The 16,953-nt window shown below is 60.6% G+C and carries 13 protein-coding genes; 3 read left to right on the forward strand and 10 right to left on the reverse strand.

Going from position 1 to position 16,953, the window contains the following annotated elements:
• Positions 1-130 precede the first annotated feature (130 nt).
• From JNK74_02010 to JNK74_02035, 6 genes are all read right to left on the reverse strand, one after another.
• On the reverse strand, positions 131-1,804 hold the full coding sequence (locus tag JNK74_02010) for a hypothetical protein (protein MBL7644941.1): 1,674 nt from the start codon (positions 1,802-1,804) through the stop codon (positions 131-133).
• Between the two features lie 139 nt (positions 1,805-1,943).
• Positions 1,944-2,846 carry a DUF1559 domain-containing protein gene (locus tag JNK74_02015; protein MBL7644942.1) on the reverse strand — a complete coding sequence of 301 codons (903 nt, stop codon included), beginning with the start codon at positions 2,844-2,846 and terminating at the stop codon, positions 1,944-1,946.
• A gap of 361 nt (positions 2,847-3,207) precedes the next feature.
• Positions 3,208-5,151, reverse strand: coding sequence for a hypothetical protein (locus tag JNK74_02020; protein ID MBL7644943.1), 1,944 nt, complete (start codon positions 5,149-5,151; stop codon positions 3,208-3,210).
• A gap of 325 nt (positions 5,152-5,476) precedes the next feature.
• Positions 5,477-6,373, reverse strand: coding sequence for an ABC transporter ATP-binding protein (locus JNK74_02025; protein ID MBL7644944.1), 897 nt, complete (start codon positions 6,371-6,373; stop codon positions 5,477-5,479).
• Entirely contained in the window at positions 6,361-6,669 is a 309-nt protein-coding gene (locus JNK74_02030) for a hypothetical protein (protein MBL7644945.1), read from the reverse strand. Before JNK74_02030 ends, JNK74_02025 begins: the two co-directional genes overlap by 13 nt.
• 31 nt (positions 6,670-6,700) lie before the next feature.
• Positions 6,701-7,090 carry a GntR family transcriptional regulator gene (locus tag JNK74_02035; protein ID MBL7644946.1) on the reverse strand — a complete coding sequence of 130 codons (390 nt, stop codon included), beginning with the start codon at positions 7,088-7,090 and terminating at the stop codon, positions 6,701-6,703.
• A 240-nt stretch (positions 7,091-7,330) separates the two neighbouring features.
• On the opposite strand from JNK74_02035, the gene JNK74_02040 reads away from it, so the two are divergent.
• A complete protein-coding gene (locus tag JNK74_02040; GenBank protein MBL7644947.1) occupies positions 7,331-8,575 on the forward strand; it encodes a hypothetical protein in 1,245 nt (414 codons plus the stop codon).
• Positions 8,576-8,660: 85 nt separating this feature from the next.
• Here the strand turns inward: JNK74_02040 and JNK74_02045 are convergent, their stop codons facing one another.
• The 4 genes from JNK74_02045 to JNK74_02060 form a co-directional block, all read right to left on the reverse strand.
• Complete coding sequence (locus tag JNK74_02045) at positions 8,661-9,017, reverse strand: four helix bundle protein (GenBank protein MBL7644948.1); 357 nt, start codon at positions 9,015-9,017, stop codon at positions 8,661-8,663.
• A gap of 66 nt (positions 9,018-9,083) precedes the next feature.
• Positions 9,084-10,082: a hypothetical protein gene (locus JNK74_02050; protein MBL7644949.1), complete on the reverse strand. Its 999-nt coding sequence runs from the start codon at positions 10,080-10,082 to the stop codon at positions 9,084-9,086.
• A 340-nt stretch (positions 10,083-10,422) separates the two neighbouring features.
• A complete protein-coding gene (locus JNK74_02055) occupies positions 10,423-10,833 on the reverse strand; it encodes a hypothetical protein (protein MBL7644950.1) in 411 nt (136 codons plus the stop codon).
• 190 nt (positions 10,834-11,023) lie between these two features.
• Positions 11,024-13,858 (reverse strand): sigma-70 family RNA polymerase sigma factor, encoded by a 2,835-nt coding sequence (locus JNK74_02060; protein MBL7644951.1) that lies wholly within the window; start codon positions 13,856-13,858, stop codon positions 11,024-11,026.
• A 367-nt stretch (positions 13,859-14,225) separates the two neighbouring features.
• Here JNK74_02060 and JNK74_02065 point away from each other — a divergent pair, with 367 nt between their 5' ends.
• Positions 14,226-15,386 (forward strand): mannitol-1-phosphate 5-dehydrogenase, encoded by a 1,161-nt coding sequence (locus JNK74_02065; protein MBL7644952.1) that lies wholly within the window; start codon positions 14,226-14,228, stop codon positions 15,384-15,386.
• A 155-nt stretch (positions 15,387-15,541) separates the two neighbouring features.
• Entirely contained in the window at positions 15,542-16,933 is a 1,392-nt protein-coding gene (gene lpdA / locus JNK74_02070; GenBank protein ID MBL7644953.1) for a dihydrolipoyl dehydrogenase, read from the forward strand.
• The last annotated feature ends 20 nt before the right edge of the window (positions 16,934-16,953 follow it).

Raw genomic sequence — 16,953 nt, forward strand, 5'->3', positions numbered from 1 at the left:
TGGCGGGCGTAATAATTGTTTTTCGTAGTTTGGAGGCAGGAAAATCGACGCATTAGCACCGGGATCGGTCGAACTGCCCGTATTCCCGCAAAATAATAGAGCCCTCACCCCGTCATTCCGGGCCACAGACCTAACGATATTGCTGCATCCGAAGCGCCAGCGGCACCCAGACCAAAGGCGCGAAGCAGGCCGCGATCCACCAGAATACTTCCGGTGTGCCGCCCTCCACACTAAGGCCAGCGGCCACGAGCACACAGGTCAGGAAATGGGTCAGCGCTACACCCGCTACACGTCGCCCAGTCACCACGCCAATGCGCCACGCAAAGATCAGGCCCGCCCAGAGGAGCAGGAGCGGCACGAGAAAGGCAATCTGAAGCTGGAAAGAAATGTACTCGCCCACGAACCGCAGTTCATCGCCGTTGATCCACCAGGCGAGCGAGCTGGGCAGAAAGACCAGGATGACCAGTCCAAACTCCCAGGGAACGGGCACGCCATGACGTTGCAGACGGCGGAGGCCGACGACCCCGACTGCGGCGGCCAGCAGGCCATAGGCCCAGGCCAGCGGAAGAGAGAGGGAGGCAAGCCCCGCGATTGGCGCGATGACTAGAATTCCGAAACCAAACCAGAGGCCCATCCCGGCGACGAACACGGGCGCACAGGTCAGGGCTATCCAAAGGGCTACCGCCGCTATGGGGTACAGAACCCAGAAATCCGTGTGCCAGTTGATTGCGACGCTGCCGCCGTGGCCCCGGAGGCCGATCGCCGCGACTTCCAATACCACCACGGCCAGCGCGACGGTTGCGGCGGCTCCGGACAGCGCTGCCAACAACTTGCCATCCACCAGGGCCTGGAACGCGCTAGGCCGTGCGAGAAGGAAGCGGGATTCGGCCGGCGTCAGGCGGAAAAGGAAGTAGCTGCACATAACCGCCGGAACCGCCACAAGGGAGACAAGTACCATCAACGAGAACTCGCCTTCGCCGCTTAAGAGCATTACGACACTCAAGATGGACGCCGGCGCCGCGACACGGGGCACCCAGCAGACCACGCGGCGCCATTCGTGCCAGGCGTGGGCCCAGGATGGGCTGCGAAACTCCCACACGATCGATACGGGCATCCACGAATCGGCGCGCGCCTTCGCCGTGGCCCTGTCGCGCCCCTGCCCGCGGGAAAAGCCCGCTCCGCGCCGCGCCAGCGGAGCGAGCGTTAGCGAGGCCGCCCAACCCAGCGCGAACATGCCGCCTGAGGTCCATCGCACCGCTTCCGGGTCAGTCATCGGCCCGGTATTTTCAACCGCGAAATAGAATGCGAAGGCGGAAAGCCCCGCGAAGGCCCCCGCGCCCAACGCCATCCAGGGGCCCGCGAAGGCGGCCAGGATACCCAGGGCCTGCGCCACAGCGACCAGCGCCGCAAACAGGTAGACCGGGAGGAACGAGAAGTGTTCCTCCAGCAACACCCGGTGGTACAGGCCGATCAGCAGGCCCAGCGCCGCCGCCGCCAGCGTCTTGAAGATCAGGTGGCTCAGCACGATGGGCATCGTGCGACAGGGCAGCGTAAACTGGCGGCGGGGAAAATAAAGATTCACCTCGCGCACGCGGTAATTTACAAACATCAACCCCACCGCCGTGAAACCCACGACCCACGCGAACTTGTCCAGCTCGAAGGGGTCATTGCGGAACTCCCGCATGATCCAGTCGTGGTTCAGCCACACGCTCAACGTCATCAGCAACAGAAACGATGCCGCACCGATAATCCAGAGGCGGCTCTGATTCCAGTGTTCCCAGAATAGGCCCTGATAAGTGTGCATGGGGGGACTCCTTGGTTGCGACTGCTGTTTCAGGTCAGGAGAAATGGGACGTATGGGTCTTGTGGGTCGTATGGGATGTTGCAGGTCTGTTGGTCCCTTTGGTCCCTTTGGTCCATCGGGCATCTTTCAAATTTTCATCTCATGGCCAGTTCTCCATCCCGTCGTTTGCGGCGCTTTCCGACACCATCCAGAACTTGCTGCTGGCGGGCTGGGGGTACTGGGCAAATTCCACGTGACCGTCGAGAAAGAGCACATTGGCCCCGGGGATGTGGTTCAAGTTGCCCGGCATGGGTCGGCCCTGGTCTGTGCGCCAGGTGTCCCATAGGATGGGAAGCGTGGACGCCGCCGTCGTGGCCGCCGCCGGGTCGTTGATATCGGTGATGAGAAAGCGCTCCGCCCCTTCCCGCGTGCGGATCAGCGTGATCGTCTGTCCGGAGGTCGGCAGCGTCGCCCGGAGATCGCCCATGCGCGACTCCACGTTCAGCGTCGGTGGCGTGCCGTCCAGACTGTCGAGGACCTCGCCGAGGTGGTAAGAGTCCACCGGATCGGCCACCCACGCCGGGTCGATCAGGTAACCCCAATAAACATAACCAAAATCAGGCGTGTGGGTGTAGGTGGCCTCATAGATGCAAGGGATGTCCAGCCCCGACGCGGGCCACGTGGAGTGGACCGGCTGCTGGAAGGATTCATTCGACACATAAGCGTCGGCGGCGCTATCGCCCGTGTCCGAAGGGCACTTCGTCAGCAGGAGGTCATTCAGATACTCGGGATAAAGATAGCTCCCGTCAAAACTGCTCCAACAGCCCCGCAGCGGGATGTAGGGCTTGAAATAGGGCACGCCCCGAGGCGGCAGCAGCCCGCTCGACTCAGCGGCAAACATCTGAAAGCTCAACCCAAGCTGGCGCAGATTGTTCACGCACGTAGCCCGGCGCGCGCTCTCCCGCGCCCGACTCAACGCGGGCAAAATCAGGGCCGCCAGCACGGCGATGATGCCCACGACCACCAAAAGCTCGACCAGGGTAAATCCATTCGGACGTTTCATGGCGAAGTCCTCCTGACGGAGTAATGGCGGAATTGCGGCTCGGGGATCAGTGGATTGCAGTCTCGCGACACGACCCTTCGATTGAGGCGGTGATTGAAGGGCGAGGAGGGATAACGTTCAGCCTCCATCCCTGCGGCAGCCGTCAAGTTCACGGACGTGCCACACGATTCGGTACTCCGATTCGTGTGCCCGTTGGGAGGGGGGCCGGTCGCCTGCAAGGGCTGACTGACCGAGCGGGATGTCTGCATTCCGTGTCCCATGGCCCCTACTCCCCGCCCAAGCTTACCGGCGCGCCGGCGTGGGGTCCAAGCTATTCCAAGGATGCGTTGAATAACACCTTTTCGTTGATGTTGCCACGGGCTCATTGCCGTCCCTCCCTCTTTGACAAATCCTCTCCCAGCAGTTGAAGGGCCAGCCAGACCAAGGGCGCGAGTACAAAGACGACCCAATTGGGCAGTGCGCTATGAGAGCCCAATTCGGGTTCAAGTCGCTGGCTTCCGATAGCAATGGGATAGATCACAAAAGGACTGATTGCGACGGCAATGAAGTATCCGGTGACCATCTCTATGCGCTCAAGTGATTCAAGGGAGTAATCCTCCGCGGAGTGCATGCCGACAGTGAACGACAACACGAAGACCGCCAATAGGCCAAGTTGTGGGCCAACGCCGAAGAGGCCGGCCCTGCGTCCATATTGGGTCATGCCGATCGCGAGGATGGTTGGCCCGACATATACAAATAAGAACTTTCCGGGGCCGCTCGCTCCGGAGAATTGCTCGTACCAAGCGAAAGCGAGCAGGCCCGGGAATATCATCAGGGCGACGAGGAGTTCCCAGGGTACGGGATAACAGCGAAAGTCCAGCCGCCGTTTCAGGAGTATCCCAGTGAGTATGAAAGGGACTGCTCCCGAAGCTAACGCCGATGCAGCGACGATCACTGTGCCTATGATTTCAATATTGGAGTCAGTTGTCCCCCCAAAGTCTCCGAACGCCAGATGGACTATGATATAAAGGTAGGTGAAACCAGCAATGACAAAAGGACCATACACGAGGAGCAGGAAGAAGAAGACCGCCGTAGACATGGCTGCAATCGAAACGCTCCAGAGGCCCGAGCCCTCCGCCGACGGGAGTTCTGCTTCGGTGGATGGGAGCATGACACTATAGATTTCGCGTGACATCGCGCTGACGGTCAAGAAGACCGCCGCCGCAAGGCATACCGTGAGCAGTTTGGCCCAGCTTACCCGACCAACGGAGGTCGGGCGGCTGAACACGAAGCGCCGGTATGGTCCGGAAAGAGCGATATGGGTGAACCAGAACAGGAGAATCGCCACAAGGATGATGCTGCCCGAGATCGCCGGGGTCGTATCGCCATTTTCGCTTTGCACTTGTTCGAAAAGAGACTCTCCCCACGTGAGAATATAGGGGATATCGACCAGCAGCTTCACGGTCGCCACCGCAACGACAACAGCGGCAAACCACCAGGCGGTTCTCCGCCACTCGAACCAGACCTGGGCCCAGAATGGTGAGGTAAAGCGGGTCTTTCGCGCCGCACGGGCCAGGTGCCAGTCGTGAATACGACGCACACCAGGCAGGCGCAACGGATCCATCTCAGGAATGGTGCCCCCGCGGATTGCGCGCGCCGCAAGGAGTGTACTAATCCAACCGCTAATTACGAGGACGGCAGCCTGGTTCGTCGCGGGGGAGAATGGCCCGATGTGTGTAGCCAGTGTCCCGGCACAGTACGCCACAGCCAGCCCTAAGCCAAAAACCGGAAGGCCCCGCGCCGCACCGGCTGCTGCGCACCAGAGCGCGACCGCCTGAATCTGGGTCGCCAGCACCGTTGTCCATTGGAAAGGTTGACTGAAAGGGGCTTCGATGCCCCCAAAATAGCGATGCAATCCCCAGAGCGAAGCCAGCAGCAGCGCTATGCCGAACTGAAATGCAATGCCCGGAAAGACCAACCAGTGGACCCGGACCGGTAGCACCAAAGCCTGCCACGCAGGACGCGCCGCCATACCCCGCAGGCCCTCATGGAGCGCGCAGTATAGGACGCCCGAGAGGGCCAGCAGCCTTGAAAACAAGTCCACTTCGAGCGCTGACGAAGGATCGCCCTCCGGCATGCGGTCACTAGTCAGCCAGAAAGGAAATTCCATGAGCCACAATAGAACGAGAAGTGTAACGATTACACGCAGGACCGAGAAGCGCGGCGCAAACTCCGCCCACAGCAGGGTTTTGAATACCGTGAAAGGTGTGGCGCGGTAGAGAATGGTTGCGGGTGGACGCTTTTGCTCGGTGGCGGGTATGGTCATGAGTAAGGCCTCATCAATTGCGCTGTGTGACAACCCATTGCGACAAAACGCTCGCCCGAGCCGCTGTTGATGACGCTGGGCGGTCTGTCGTCCAGGCACACGAACGCTCGTTCCTCGCGATCGCGTGGCACGACCGTTGGGTTGAGTCTTCGGTGTGAGGGCTTGGAGTACCAGTGTCCCATCCACAGGGTTACAGGAGAATTCGAATTCACGGACGTGCCACACGATTCGGTACTCCGATTCGTGTGCCTGTGGGGAAGAGTTCTGGTCGCCGGCAAGGGTTGCCTCGGTGAGCGGTATGTCTGCATTCCGTGATGCACCGCCCCTACTCCCCGCCCAGGCTGACCGGTGCGCCGGCGTGGGCGATGAAGATTTCTTCCAGGCCCGCTTCGTTTTCTTCGAGGATGGTGCCGCCCTGCTCGGCGATGGCCTGTTTGCAGGCGTCGATCTGGCCGTTGCAGACGATGGTCCATTCCCCGTTGAAATTGTTGCAGGTGAGTGCGCCGGGGAGGGAATTGTCCTTCGGCGGCGTGGTGAACTTCACCACGAGTCGGAGGTGCCGCGTCTTGATTTCCTCCATGGGCGCATTGAGGAGCAATTTGCCGTTGTAGATCATGGCCATGTGATCCGCGACGCGCTCCACCTCGTCCAGCAGGTGCGACGAGAACAGCACGGTGCGGCCTTCGTCGGCCACGGTGCGGATGATGGCCGAGAGGATGTCGCGTCGCACGATGGGATCGAGGCCGGAGGAGGGCTCGTCGAGTACGAGGAAATCGGGCCGGTGTGCGAGCGCGCCGAGGAGGCCCGCCTGTGCGAGCTGCCCGCGCGAGAGGGTCTTCAGCTTCGCCTGGGGGTCGAGCTTGAACTGTTCGCGGAGCTGCTCGGCGAAGTCTGGATCCCAATTTGGGTAAAAAGCGCGGAGGTAGCGCATGAGCTCATGCACCCGCATCCAGCCGGGGAGATCGCGGTCTTCGCTGAGGAAGCCGATGCGCACCAGCACGGCCTCGGGCTGGGCGATGGGGTCCATACCGAAGACCCGCACGGTGCCGGACTGCGCGCGCAGCATGCCCATGATGTGCTTGATGAGCGTCGTCTTGCCCGCGCCGTTGCTGCCCACGAGACCGAATACTGAACCCTTGGGGATGTCCAGCGACACGTTGTCGAGGGCGGTCACGCGCTTGTAGGTACGCGTGAGATTTTGAATGCTTGCTACCGTTTCCATGCTGCCGTCTCCTTTGGGGTGCAATTCGCTTCCTTTGCATCGGCGGATTGACGTGTTGGCGCTTTCGCGAAGTAATCATTAAATTTTAAGGGAAATGCGCAGGGCTGGGAGCGCAGGCGGCCCGCCTGCCGGTGGGGCGGAGGTGGCGGGGCTGCCGCAGCGCGCACTTTACAGAGGATGAATCTTTCCCAGTCGGTCAATCGTGCCTTCGGCACGATGCAGGCGGGCCGCCTGCGCTCCCAGCCTTGCAGGTGCTTTTTCAGAAGCGTGATTGGCCGCGTCAATTCGTAGAGCATGCCTCGCTCCCATTCGCTCTGCAACCCGCTTCTATTCATTTTCCCGCCCTCGTTGTTTGTGCCGCTTCTCTATCAGCTCTATTACCGTATCCCTGTCGAAGCCAAGTTGCCGCGCTTCGGTCAACAACTTGTCCACCTGCGCCGTGAGGAGGCGCATCCGCTCGCCCCGCGCCAGGGGCGAGCCCCCGTCGGCCACCACCGTGCCGGAGCCCTGCCGCGACACCAGCACCCCTTGCGCTTCCAGCTCCCGGTAGGCTCGCGCGACGGTATTGGGGTTAATGAGCAATTGCTGGGCCAGGGCGCGGATGGGCGGCATCTCGTCTCCTGGCGTAAGGCGCCCCGCCGCCACCAGGTTCTTCACCTGGTCGATGATCTGGCGGTAAATGGGCGCGCCGTCGCCCGGTGTGATGTGCAGTTGCATGGTGGCCTCGAAAGACTTAATGTATTAAGAGATTAATACAATTTGCGAAGTGTGTCAAGGGGAATTTTATGAAGCGGGGAATGGGTCTTATGGATTGTGTGGGTCGTGTGGAGACGGTCGCCTTTTCTCATAGGACTCATTGGTCCCATACGACCCATAAGACCCATTCTTCATTTCGTCCATTGAAGAGGCCGTCGGCCCCGCGCCATACTACCGACCAAACCCCGAAGGAGCTTCCCCATGACCCTCAAGTCCCTCGCGCTGGCGCTGCTGCTGTGCGTGCCCGCTTTTGCCCAGACCCCCGAGTTTTCCAAGCTCAGTGCCATGAACTATGTCATCGTGAGCCCGGAGGGACCGAAGGACGGCGGCGACTTCGGCCCGAACACGCCGGACACGAAAACTTCCGGTATTCAAGAGGCCTTCGACTTTGCCAAGGCCAACCGGAAGGATGTGTACATCGCGGGTGGCACCATGCCGGACAAATTCAAGAACGGCGTGGTCTACCACATCCAGGAGACCATCCGGATTCCCTGGTTCCAGGATTTCCGCCTCGACGGCGGGGAGTACGTCATCAACCTCGACAAGAACACGGGCGACGCCATCGTCATCGACAGTCAGATGAGCTGCCGCTTCAAGTTCGGGCTGATCGTCGCGCCGACGGATGGCGCGGTGGTGCGGATCAAGCCGGAGACGAAGGGGCCGGACGACTTCATCGTGACGACAGCGAGCACCTTCGAGTTCAACGCCATCGTGGGCGGCGGCAGCGTCTTCGACGACGGGAAGAAGGCTCCATTGGGCACGGGGCTGGTGCTCGATGCGACCCACGGGCCCATCGTGTACAACAAGTTCTACGCCACAGAAATGATCGCGTGCGATGTAGGTCTTCAGTTGACCTGCGGCCCCGAGGGCAAGGGCGCGGTGGCCATGAACCGCTTCGAAATTCCCTTCCTGCACCTCTGCAAGACCCACATGCAGATCGGCGACGAAAAGGCCCACGTGGCGGGGAACATCTTCGACGTTGTGGTCGATGGCGGCGGCGTGCCCGAGGCCATCGGCATGCGGCTCTTCGGCAAGGACAACGTCTTCACGCTGCGCCTCGTGAACATCCCGGAGGGCAACGGTATCATCTTCGAAGGCCCCGCCGAACGGAACAAGATCAACATGGTCTATCCCGCCTCGGGCTATACTAACAACGCGACGAAGCCGACGAACGTGATCATCCCGCAGGTGTCGGCCGGCTTTGGCATCGAGACGCCCGCCATGCCCGCCTCGGGCGAGCCGTTGGTCAACCGGACGCCGTTTAGTGTGGAGGTGATGGTGACGTCCGCTGGTGTGGTCTCAAGTTGGACGCTGACCGATGTGAACGGCACGGCCCAGATTTTCGAAGGTGCGTGGACCACGGGGCAGAGCATTGGCCTCGCGCCGGGGGAGGCGATTTCGGTAAGTTACAGCGAAGCCCCGGCGTGGCGTTGGCGGACGAAATAATTGACAATTGACAATTGACAATTGACAATTGACAACGAGGAAGAGGGGCTTAGCTATTAGCAAGGCGTGGACTTGCGCCAGAGGCCTAACGCGACGTCTTTGCCTTCTTTATGATGGCGGTTAGTAGTTTCAGCAGTTGCTTCAAATCACTCGAGATTGACTTGAAGCCCTTTTCGTCGATGTAGTCCGACTGGTGGAGAAGCTCAAGCCAATATTCAGTTTCGTTAGCCTCCTTGAGAGCGATGGCGAGCTTGTGAATGAAGTCGGGCTTGCTCTCCGCTTGCTCCGCCTCCCGTATAAGCGCGCCAACCGCCGTGCCCGAGCGCAACAATTGCTTACTCAGCACGTACTCGCGTTTCTCGTCGCACAAGTGCTTGTAGAGCTTCACAATACGAAGCGCAAACGCGAATGATTTCTCTTGAACTGCCCCTTTGTTCTCCACGAGCCATTCTCCCTTTCTTGCTCTCAGTGTTGCCGACCAGTTTCTTCCGTTGTCAATTGTCAACTGTCAATTGTCAATTAATCCTTCCATCTTCACCACTTCAAAATCATCGCCCTCCAGTCCCTTCAACTCGCCCAACTCCTCGTCATCCCACCGTGCGTCGGGCGCGCCGGAGAAATACCAGTCGCTGCCGTTGTCGGCCACGATCATGCCGTACTCCTTCATCGCCCGGAGGATCACCTGGTTGCGCGGGGAAAAGCCGCTGATGTCGAAGTCGGCTTTCAGGCGCACGCGCATCCCCATGGGCGGCAGGTCGGGGTCGGTGTTGCTGCTGGCGTAGTGGGTGGCGGGGGGGACGTAGGCGCGGCGCGACTGGCTCACCGTGAAGCGGAGGGCGTGGTTGATTTCGCCCTGCTCCACCACTTCGTCATAGCGCACGAGGCCGGGGAAAATGGGCAGGCCCGCCGCATCGGCCGAGGTCCAGCCCGCGGGCCGCAATTCGTTCGAGTCGAGGTCGAAAATCGCCCCCGAGCCCGCCGTCCACGGTTGTCCGTTCTCTGAAGGCGGGAAGGCGTAGAACAGCTCGTAGAGCGTCCAGTTGTCCCGGTCGATCATGATCATGTGGCGATCGCCGTCCGCATCCGCGCCGCCCTCGATGGGCGTATCCTCCGTGATGGGGTAGGGGCCGGGATCGCTCTCGTTCGCATAATCGAATTCCACGGGCACCTTGGGCGTGTCGCCGTCCACTACGATATAGGGGATGCCGAAGGGGCCGCCGTCCCAGTTCGCGCCAAAGTCCGGGTGGAGGTTGTCCGTGCGGCCGATGCTGTCGATGATCGCGTCCGAATTCGGGGCCACGGGAAGGCTGTCCACCCGGGTGTTCCAGGGGTTGTTCGCGGGGAGGACCTGCGCGCCGTTCAGGCTCGCGTTCGGCCCCAAATCCGGCACGCCCTCCACCGGATCGGGATCAGGGTCCGGGTCGGGATCGGGATCAGGAGCTGGCGGACACGCCGCCAGGCACAGCGAAAACAGGCCAACAACGAAAAACGCGAACAGCCGATTCATGGCAAGACCCTCCGGTGAACTCCCGATCCAACACGCCGATCAACAGGGACTGTACCATAGATGAGGGAAATGCGCGTTGGCCACCCGAAGCAGGAAGAAAAAATTCCTCCCACAGATGAACTCAGATGGACACAGATAAGAGGATGAAAATCCGAAATAATTGAATGGGCGCGCACGCGATAGGATGGGGATTCAATCTGAAAGGACGCCAGAAGAAAGGTGAACATGCCTTTATGTTTTATCTGTGTCCATCTGAGTTCATTTGTGGGAAAATATTCTCCTGATCTTCATGGAAGGCGCGCAAGTTCGCGGAAAGCCCGTCCAGCCGCATTCCGTGACGCTATTCCCCGCCACCCAGCGAGATATCCCGCCGCGAGGTCGAGATCGTAATCGTGAAGCCCGCGATGACGTCGAAGAGCGACATGAGCGTCAGGATCATGAAGGTCGCCGTGCCCGCGCCCGCCACGACGATGTACTCCACCAGGAATACCACGAAGGTCAGCATGGACAGGGCGTGGTCGATAATCGTGGCCTTCGACGAGCGCGTGGACTTTAGAATCTCGAAATAAAGCAGCACAATACCCAGCATCACCAGGATATCGCCAAGTTTCAGGTACATGGCCTCGTCGTTCGCCATAAGCGGGATGCGGATCACGTCTGGATTCGCCGCAACGGAGTTGCCCGTCAGCATCAGCGCGTTGTAGGCGATCAGGATAATGGCGAGGAGGGGAAAGTGACGCAGATAGTTCATGGAAGCACCGGCCTTTGACGTTGGGGAACCAAGCAGGCCCACAACGCGTGCAGGGGCCAGCCGCCATTAAAGCAAACCGGCGGAGCGGGTGCAAGATTCAAGATGGCTCGAGGTAAACCCGATTGTCGAAACCAGGGAGCTTGGACAGGACTGTCCAAGCTCCCTTTCTGACGTTACTGAAAAATGCTCGTCAGGGGCTCGTGTACAAGAGGTCGTGCTTTATTGTTTCGCCGTCTTGCAGCGACAGTGTCTCCAAGTCAGGCGAACGGTACGATCCATCCTGCAGTTGGAGCCACTCCGCTCCGAAATCGTAGTCGCCCGCTGGGATGGGGCCAAGGAGAAAGGTGCCATCGCCCCGGGCCGACGTCTGGAACAGGAGCGTGTCTCCGTTTCCCGAGACCAATGTGGCGCGAATCAGCGATTCGGGCTGGGGCTGCCCATCGAGCTGCAACACCCCCTCGATATAGGAACTGCCCGTGCCATCGAAATTGAGATCCTGTTGAATCGTCTGGCCCCGTTCGACGATGACTGCCCGTCTGATACACCGCCGCAACCCGCCTTCGTGAAAGCCGGCGCTCAATACGAAGGAACCCGCTGGCACCCTATCCATCTTGTAGGCTCCGCCTTCACCGCCAAAGGTGATTTTAATGCCCGCCCCCTCGGTCTCAAGGTTGATATGGGCGCGCTTGTTTTCCAGCGGCGCTCCGTCGAAGGTAACCGTTCCCTCAATCACCGTGCCTTTTTCCAGGACAATACGTAGCGGCGAAGTACCCTTGGCTGTGGTCCAGCCCAGGGCAAAGTCATCGTGAAAGGCCGACACGGCGGAAAGTGTGGGAGGGTACTCGGTCAAGGTGAATTCACCCTCATCGTTCGTTTGCGAAATGCCCTCCCAGTTCGACGTGAAGTGGGTGTCTCTGCCGGGGTACATGGGATAGCCGAAAAATATCTGGGCACCCGAAATGGGGAGACCCGCTTCGTCCACGACGATCCCGTTTAGCGGGCGGGCTGGCTCAAGAGCTACCTCCACATCTTCAACTTCGGCACCCGGCAAAGTGTCCGAAAGCGACTTCACGGCTGTGATGTATCCGGGTGCGGCCACGGCCACCCGCACATTGCCATAGCCGCGCGCTTGAATGGTGAAAGCGCCGTCGGGGCTCTCCTGCTTGTCCCAATTGTTTGACAGCTCAAAGGCGTCTTCATCTGTAAAGCCCGGGGCCCGACTCTGGCCGATCAGCGTTGTGATGCGGAAGGAGGTCACGGGTTCCCGCGTGACGGTGTTGATCACGCGGCCCTTAATCGAAGGGAGATTCATAACCGTGAAATTCTCTTCGTGCCCATCTACCCGAACGCCATAGCGGATCGCTTGCATATGGGAATGATGACTGAACTGTACATCGACCTCCAGGCCTTCAGTTGCGGGGAAACCCGCGAGGACGTAACGTCCCGTATCATCCGTCCGCGCGACAAGTTGAACCAGCCTCTCACCCGTCACCGTGCTCTGTTGGTAGTTGGCGGAGAGTTTTGCTCCAGATACAGGCCGACCGTTCTCGTCGGTCACGTAGCCCGCGAGCGAAATGGCCGTTTGTGGCCAGGTCAGAATAATGCCTGTATAGGTCATGCGGCCTTCCAGCGGCATAGACTTTCCGCCGTTATAGTGGGTCAGCCGTCCTTCCTTGTCTTCTGCATAGATTGTGAAGTTGCCGGGGCGTATGCCCGAGAGGGTGAACTCGCCTTTTTCCGTGGAAATAGTGTTTCCCCAGAAGGTGTCTCCCTCGGCTATTACGCGCCACCCGACCATCGGATTACCATCGGTGTCAACTACACTCCCTGAAATCGTGCTCGACGGCTCCAGATGTAGTCTAATTCCCGCCAGCCCGGTTGGGGGGACTTCGTATTTCTCAGTAAAATTAAACGTGAGTTCGATACCCTTCTCGGCACGCAGGCTCACTTTTGCCGCATTGGACTGGTCGTCTGGAACAAATCCGTCGGGAAGCGAAAGGGCAAACTCTCCACCCTTATCACTTCGCACGGACCATGAATCATTGCTCCAGTACATCGTCACTTCGGCGTCCACCGCCGGAGAGCCGTCAGACCCCAGCACGGTCCCGGTGATCTGGGGGGACGAATCGACTATGGCGGCCTCCGATGGCGGCACGGGAGTGATTGCGAGCGTAGTTTCGGCAGCGGCGGCGGTTGCGGCAGAGGATTCGATAGTTGACGCCGCTTCCTCGGCTGTGATTGCATTGCGCGCCTGCCGGTCCTTCGGCGCGACTTCGCGGGACAGTACATAGGCCGCCGGAGCCAATGTGGCTATCACCAGTATCGCCGCCGCAATGGCCTTCAGACCAATCCAACCGCCCAGAAGTCCGGTAGCGGCAACGGTCGTTGTCGAGATACCCGCAAGCGCCATCGCACCGATTTGCGCCGCAACCGCCGCGGGCAACGCTTGGCTCGGTGCTGCGGCGAGCATTGCACCCAGCGCCGCCGCACTGATGGGCAGGCCGCGCTCCGCCAGATGCTTTCGAACACCCTCAATGCCCTGCTGCAACTGGTATTGTATGGTCGACGCGGGCAGGCCAGTGTCCGAGGCGATCTCCGCGTAGGAACGGCCCTGCAGAAAGCGCAGGACCACGGGCCGCTGCAGTTTATCCGGCAGTGCCGCGATGGCCTCGTCCACGTAGGTGCTCACATCGTCCCACGTCGCCTCGATGGTGATGGCTTGACCGGCCGCGAAGCGCGCCTCGCGATCCGCGCGACTCCGCTCCGAGCGCAATCGATCCACGGCCCGCCGGGTGGCCGTCGTGTGGAGGAAGCCCGGCAGGGAGTGAACCCGCGCGCGGGATTGGAGCAACTCCAAGAAGCAATCCTGCGCGGCATCCTCCGCGGCGGCGGTGGAGCGCAGCACCCGCAGGCATGCGGAGTAGACCAGCGGCCCGTAGCGCGCCACCAGTTCCGCAAAGGCATCCGCATCGCGCCGGGTGCGCCAGTGATCCAGCAACAGGGTATCGGGGGTATTCGCGTGCATCGTCGTTCCTTTCCTCAGTTACGCATTCTATAGAAGATGTCGAAGTCGAGGGCGGGAATTTACGAAAGGAATTCCGAATTTGCGCGGCGCAAAGGATCTTGGACATTCATGTCCGAGGGAGAGCACACCGCAACCCCGACTGGCACTCGAGGTTTGTGCAGAGGTTCTGGCGATGCCAGAGTCTCGATTCCGGCGCACCCGGCCCGCCCGCAAACGGCGAGCGGGTTACGATATCCGAGAGCATTTTGCCTCGGACATGAATGTCCAAGATCCTTTTTGTCCCCCTTTCGCGCCGGGGCGGCGTTACCTGCTATACTTCTTCCACCTTTCTCCGGGCGACAACCCACAACCAGCGAGGTTTCCTCTATTGAACGGACAGGCGGTGCATTTTGGCGCGGGCAACATTGGCCGCGGGTTCATCGGACAGCTCTATTGGGAATCCGGCTTCCGCACCACTTTTGTGGATGTGAACGAGGCCGTGGTGTCGCTGCTGAAATCCCGGAACAGCTACCCCCTTCATCTGGTCTCCGAGACGACGGAGAAGATGGTTATTGATAATGTGACGGCCATCCACGGGGCCGATCTGGAGGCCATCGCCGACGCCCTGGCGGACGCGACCATCGCCTCCACGGCCGTAGGGTCGCCCATCCTCCCGCGGATAGCCCCGGCCATTGCCCGGGGCATCGAAAAGCGCTTTTCCCGGCCCGATGCGGCCCCGCTCAATATTATTATCTGCGAAAACGTCCTCCGGGGCGACGCCATCCTCCGGGAGGCGGTCCGCAACTTCCTCTCGCCCGAGTGGTATGAGACCCTGGAGAAGAAGGTGGGCTTCGTAGAGGCGTCCATCGGCCGTATGGTGCCGCGCATGACGGAGGAGCAGATGGCGGAGGACCCCCTGCTGGTCTGCGTGGAACCCTATTGCGAGCTGCCCCTCGCAGCCGATGGATTCGTGGGTGAAATGCCCAAAATCGCCCACGCCAAGGCCTACCCGAACTTCGCGGCCTACGTGGAACGGAAGCTCTTTGTCCACAATATGAGTCATGCCGCCACGGCCTACCTCGGCCACATTCAGGGCCACAAATACATTTACGAGGCCATCCAGGACCCGCTCGTGCGCCCCATCGTGGAGGCGGCGCTCCAGGAAAGCTGCCTGGGCTTGTCCCGCAAGCATGGCCTCGACAAAGCCGCCCTGGACGCCTTTTCCGCCGACCTGATTCAGCGTTATCAAAACAAGGCCCTGGCCGATCAGGTGGCCCGGGTGGGCGCGGACCCCAAGCGCAAGCTGGGCCCGGAAGACCGCCTCATCGCCCCCGCGCGGATGTGCGTGCAGCAGGGGGTAAAGCCCATCGCGCTGGTTCAGGTCATCATTGCGGCGCTGGATTTCGAGGAGCCGAACGACCCGGCGGCGGTGGAGATGCAGACGCTCCTGCGCCTCAAGGGCGTGGACGGTGTGCTGGACACCATCTGCCAATTGGCGCCCAATGAGCCGCTGCGCGAATTGATTGAGGACGTCGTAGCGCCGACGTGAGCTTTCGAAAATACGTTTTTAACCCATGGAGCAGGGGCATTCCTGCCCACGTAGGGTGCAACGCAGTCGCACAAAAAGAAGAAAATCGGGGGCTGGAAAGTCCCACCTCAAAAGACTAAAATTTCCACAAACCAACACAAACAAGAAAGATTCCGATGATTAAATACGATGTTGCCGTAGTGGGAACGGGGCCCGGGGGATATGTGGCGGCCATTCGCGCGGCCCAGCGCGGGGCGAAGGTGGCGGTGATCGAAAAGAACGCCCTTGGTGGTGTTTGTCTTAACGTGGGCTGTATTCCGACGAAAACCCTCATCTACAGTGCCGAGCTGTATCGGAAGATGCTGCACGCAGCCGATTACGGGTTGAAGGTTGATGGGGCAAGCTTTGATATGAAGGCCATGGTCGCCCGGAAGAATAAAGTCGTCGCCACCAACACCGGTGGCATCGACGCCCTCTTCAAGGCCCACGGCATCGACGTGATCCATGGCGAAGGCACGATTACCGCTCCGGGCGAGATCAAAGTGGGGGACACCCTCGTTCACGCCACGTCCATCATCATCGCCACCGGCGGTCGGCCCGCCCAGTTGCCCGGTCTCGGGTTCAACGGTAAGACCGTCATTGGCAGCACCGACGCCCTGGAGCTCACCGAGCTGCCGAAGCGCATCGGCGTCATCGGTGCCGGGGCCATCGGCGCGGAGTTTGCCTGCATCTGGAATGCGCTGGGCGCCGAGGTGACCCTGATAGAAGCGATGCCCCACGTGTTGCCCCGCGAAGACGAAGATCTGAGCAAGCGTCTGGCCGCCGGACTCAAGCGCAAGGGCATCGACATCCGGACGAGTACCAAGGTCCAGGAACTCAAACATACAAACAGCGGCGTGACCCTGACCCTGGAAGGGGCCAAGGCCGGCGACGTGGATGTGGATCTTGTGCTGGTGGGTATCGGTCTGGAGTGCAACTCCGAAGTGGTGACCCGCACCCCCGGACTGGGCGTTCAGACCGGACCCCGGGGCGGCATTCTGGTGGATGAGCGCATGGAAACCACCGTGCCCGGCATCTACGCCATCGGCGACGTGACCAACAAGACCTGGCTGGCCCACGGCGCATCGGCCGAGGGCATCGTGGCCGCGACGAACGCCACCGGAGGCAATCGCCACATGAATTATCGCGTCGTGCCGTCGTGCACCTTCACCTCCCCGGAAGTGGCGAGTGTCGGGTTGACGGAAACCCAGGCGAAGGCCGAGGGATACAATGTGAAGACCGGCACCTTCCTCTTCGCTGGGAATGGCCGGGCCCACGCCATGGGCGAGACCGAAGGCCTGGTCAAGATTGTCGGCGACGCCGCCACCGACCAGTTGCTCGGGCTCCACATCATGGGCGCGGAAGCGGGCGAACTGATTGCGGCCGGCGCCATGGCCATGTCCCTGGAAGCCACGGTGGAAGAAATCGCCCACACGATTCACACCCACCCGACCCTGGCGGAAGCGATTATGGAAGCGGCCGAAGACTACTACGGTGAAGGCATCCATACGCGTCCGGCAAAGCGCTAGGTTAATTTGCTATAGTACAG

It is taken from the genome of Candidatus Hydrogenedentota bacterium, assembly GCA_016791475.1.
Classification (GTDB): domain Bacteria; phylum Hydrogenedentota; class Hydrogenedentia; order Hydrogenedentales; family JAEUWI01; genus JAEUWI01.

What these genes read in the sequence shown, in the direction of transcription:
- JNK74_02010 (MBL7644941.1), bottom strand. Translation starts at nt 1,804, where the DNA reads ATGCACACTTATCAGGGCCTATTCTGGGAACACTGGAATCAGAGCCGC.
- JNK74_02015 (MBL7644942.1), bottom strand. Translation starts at nt 2,846, where the DNA reads ATGAAACGTCCGAATGGATTTACCCTGGTCGAGCTTTTGGTGGTCGTG.
- JNK74_02020 (MBL7644943.1), bottom strand. Translation starts at nt 5,151, where the DNA reads ATGACCATACCCGCCACCGAGCAAAAGCGTCCACCCGCAACCATTCTC.
- JNK74_02025 (MBL7644944.1), bottom strand. Translation starts at nt 6,373, where the DNA reads ATGGAAACGGTAGCAAGCATTCAAAATCTCACGCGTACCTACAAGCGC.
- JNK74_02030 (MBL7644945.1), bottom strand. Translation starts at nt 6,669, where the DNA reads ATGCTCTACGAATTGACGCGGCCAATCACGCTTCTGAAAAAGCACCTG.
- JNK74_02035 (MBL7644946.1), bottom strand. Translation starts at nt 7,090, where the DNA reads ATGCAACTGCACATCACACCGGGCGACGGCGCGCCCATTTACCGCCAG.
- JNK74_02040 (MBL7644947.1), top strand. Translation starts at nt 7,331, where the DNA reads ATGACCCTCAAGTCCCTCGCGCTGGCGCTGCTGCTGTGCGTGCCCGCT.
- JNK74_02050 (MBL7644949.1), bottom strand. Translation starts at nt 10,082, where the DNA reads ATGAATCGGCTGTTCGCGTTTTTCGTTGTTGGCCTGTTTTCGCTGTGC.
- JNK74_02055 (MBL7644950.1), bottom strand. Translation starts at nt 10,833, where the DNA reads ATGAACTATCTGCGTCACTTTCCCCTCCTCGCCATTATCCTGATCGCC.
- JNK74_02060 (MBL7644951.1), bottom strand. Translation starts at nt 13,858, where the DNA reads ATGCACGCGAATACCCCCGATACCCTGTTGCTGGATCACTGGCGCACC.
- lpdA (MBL7644953.1), top strand. Translation starts at nt 15,542, where the DNA reads ATGATTAAATACGATGTTGCCGTAGTGGGAACGGGGCCCGGGGGATAT.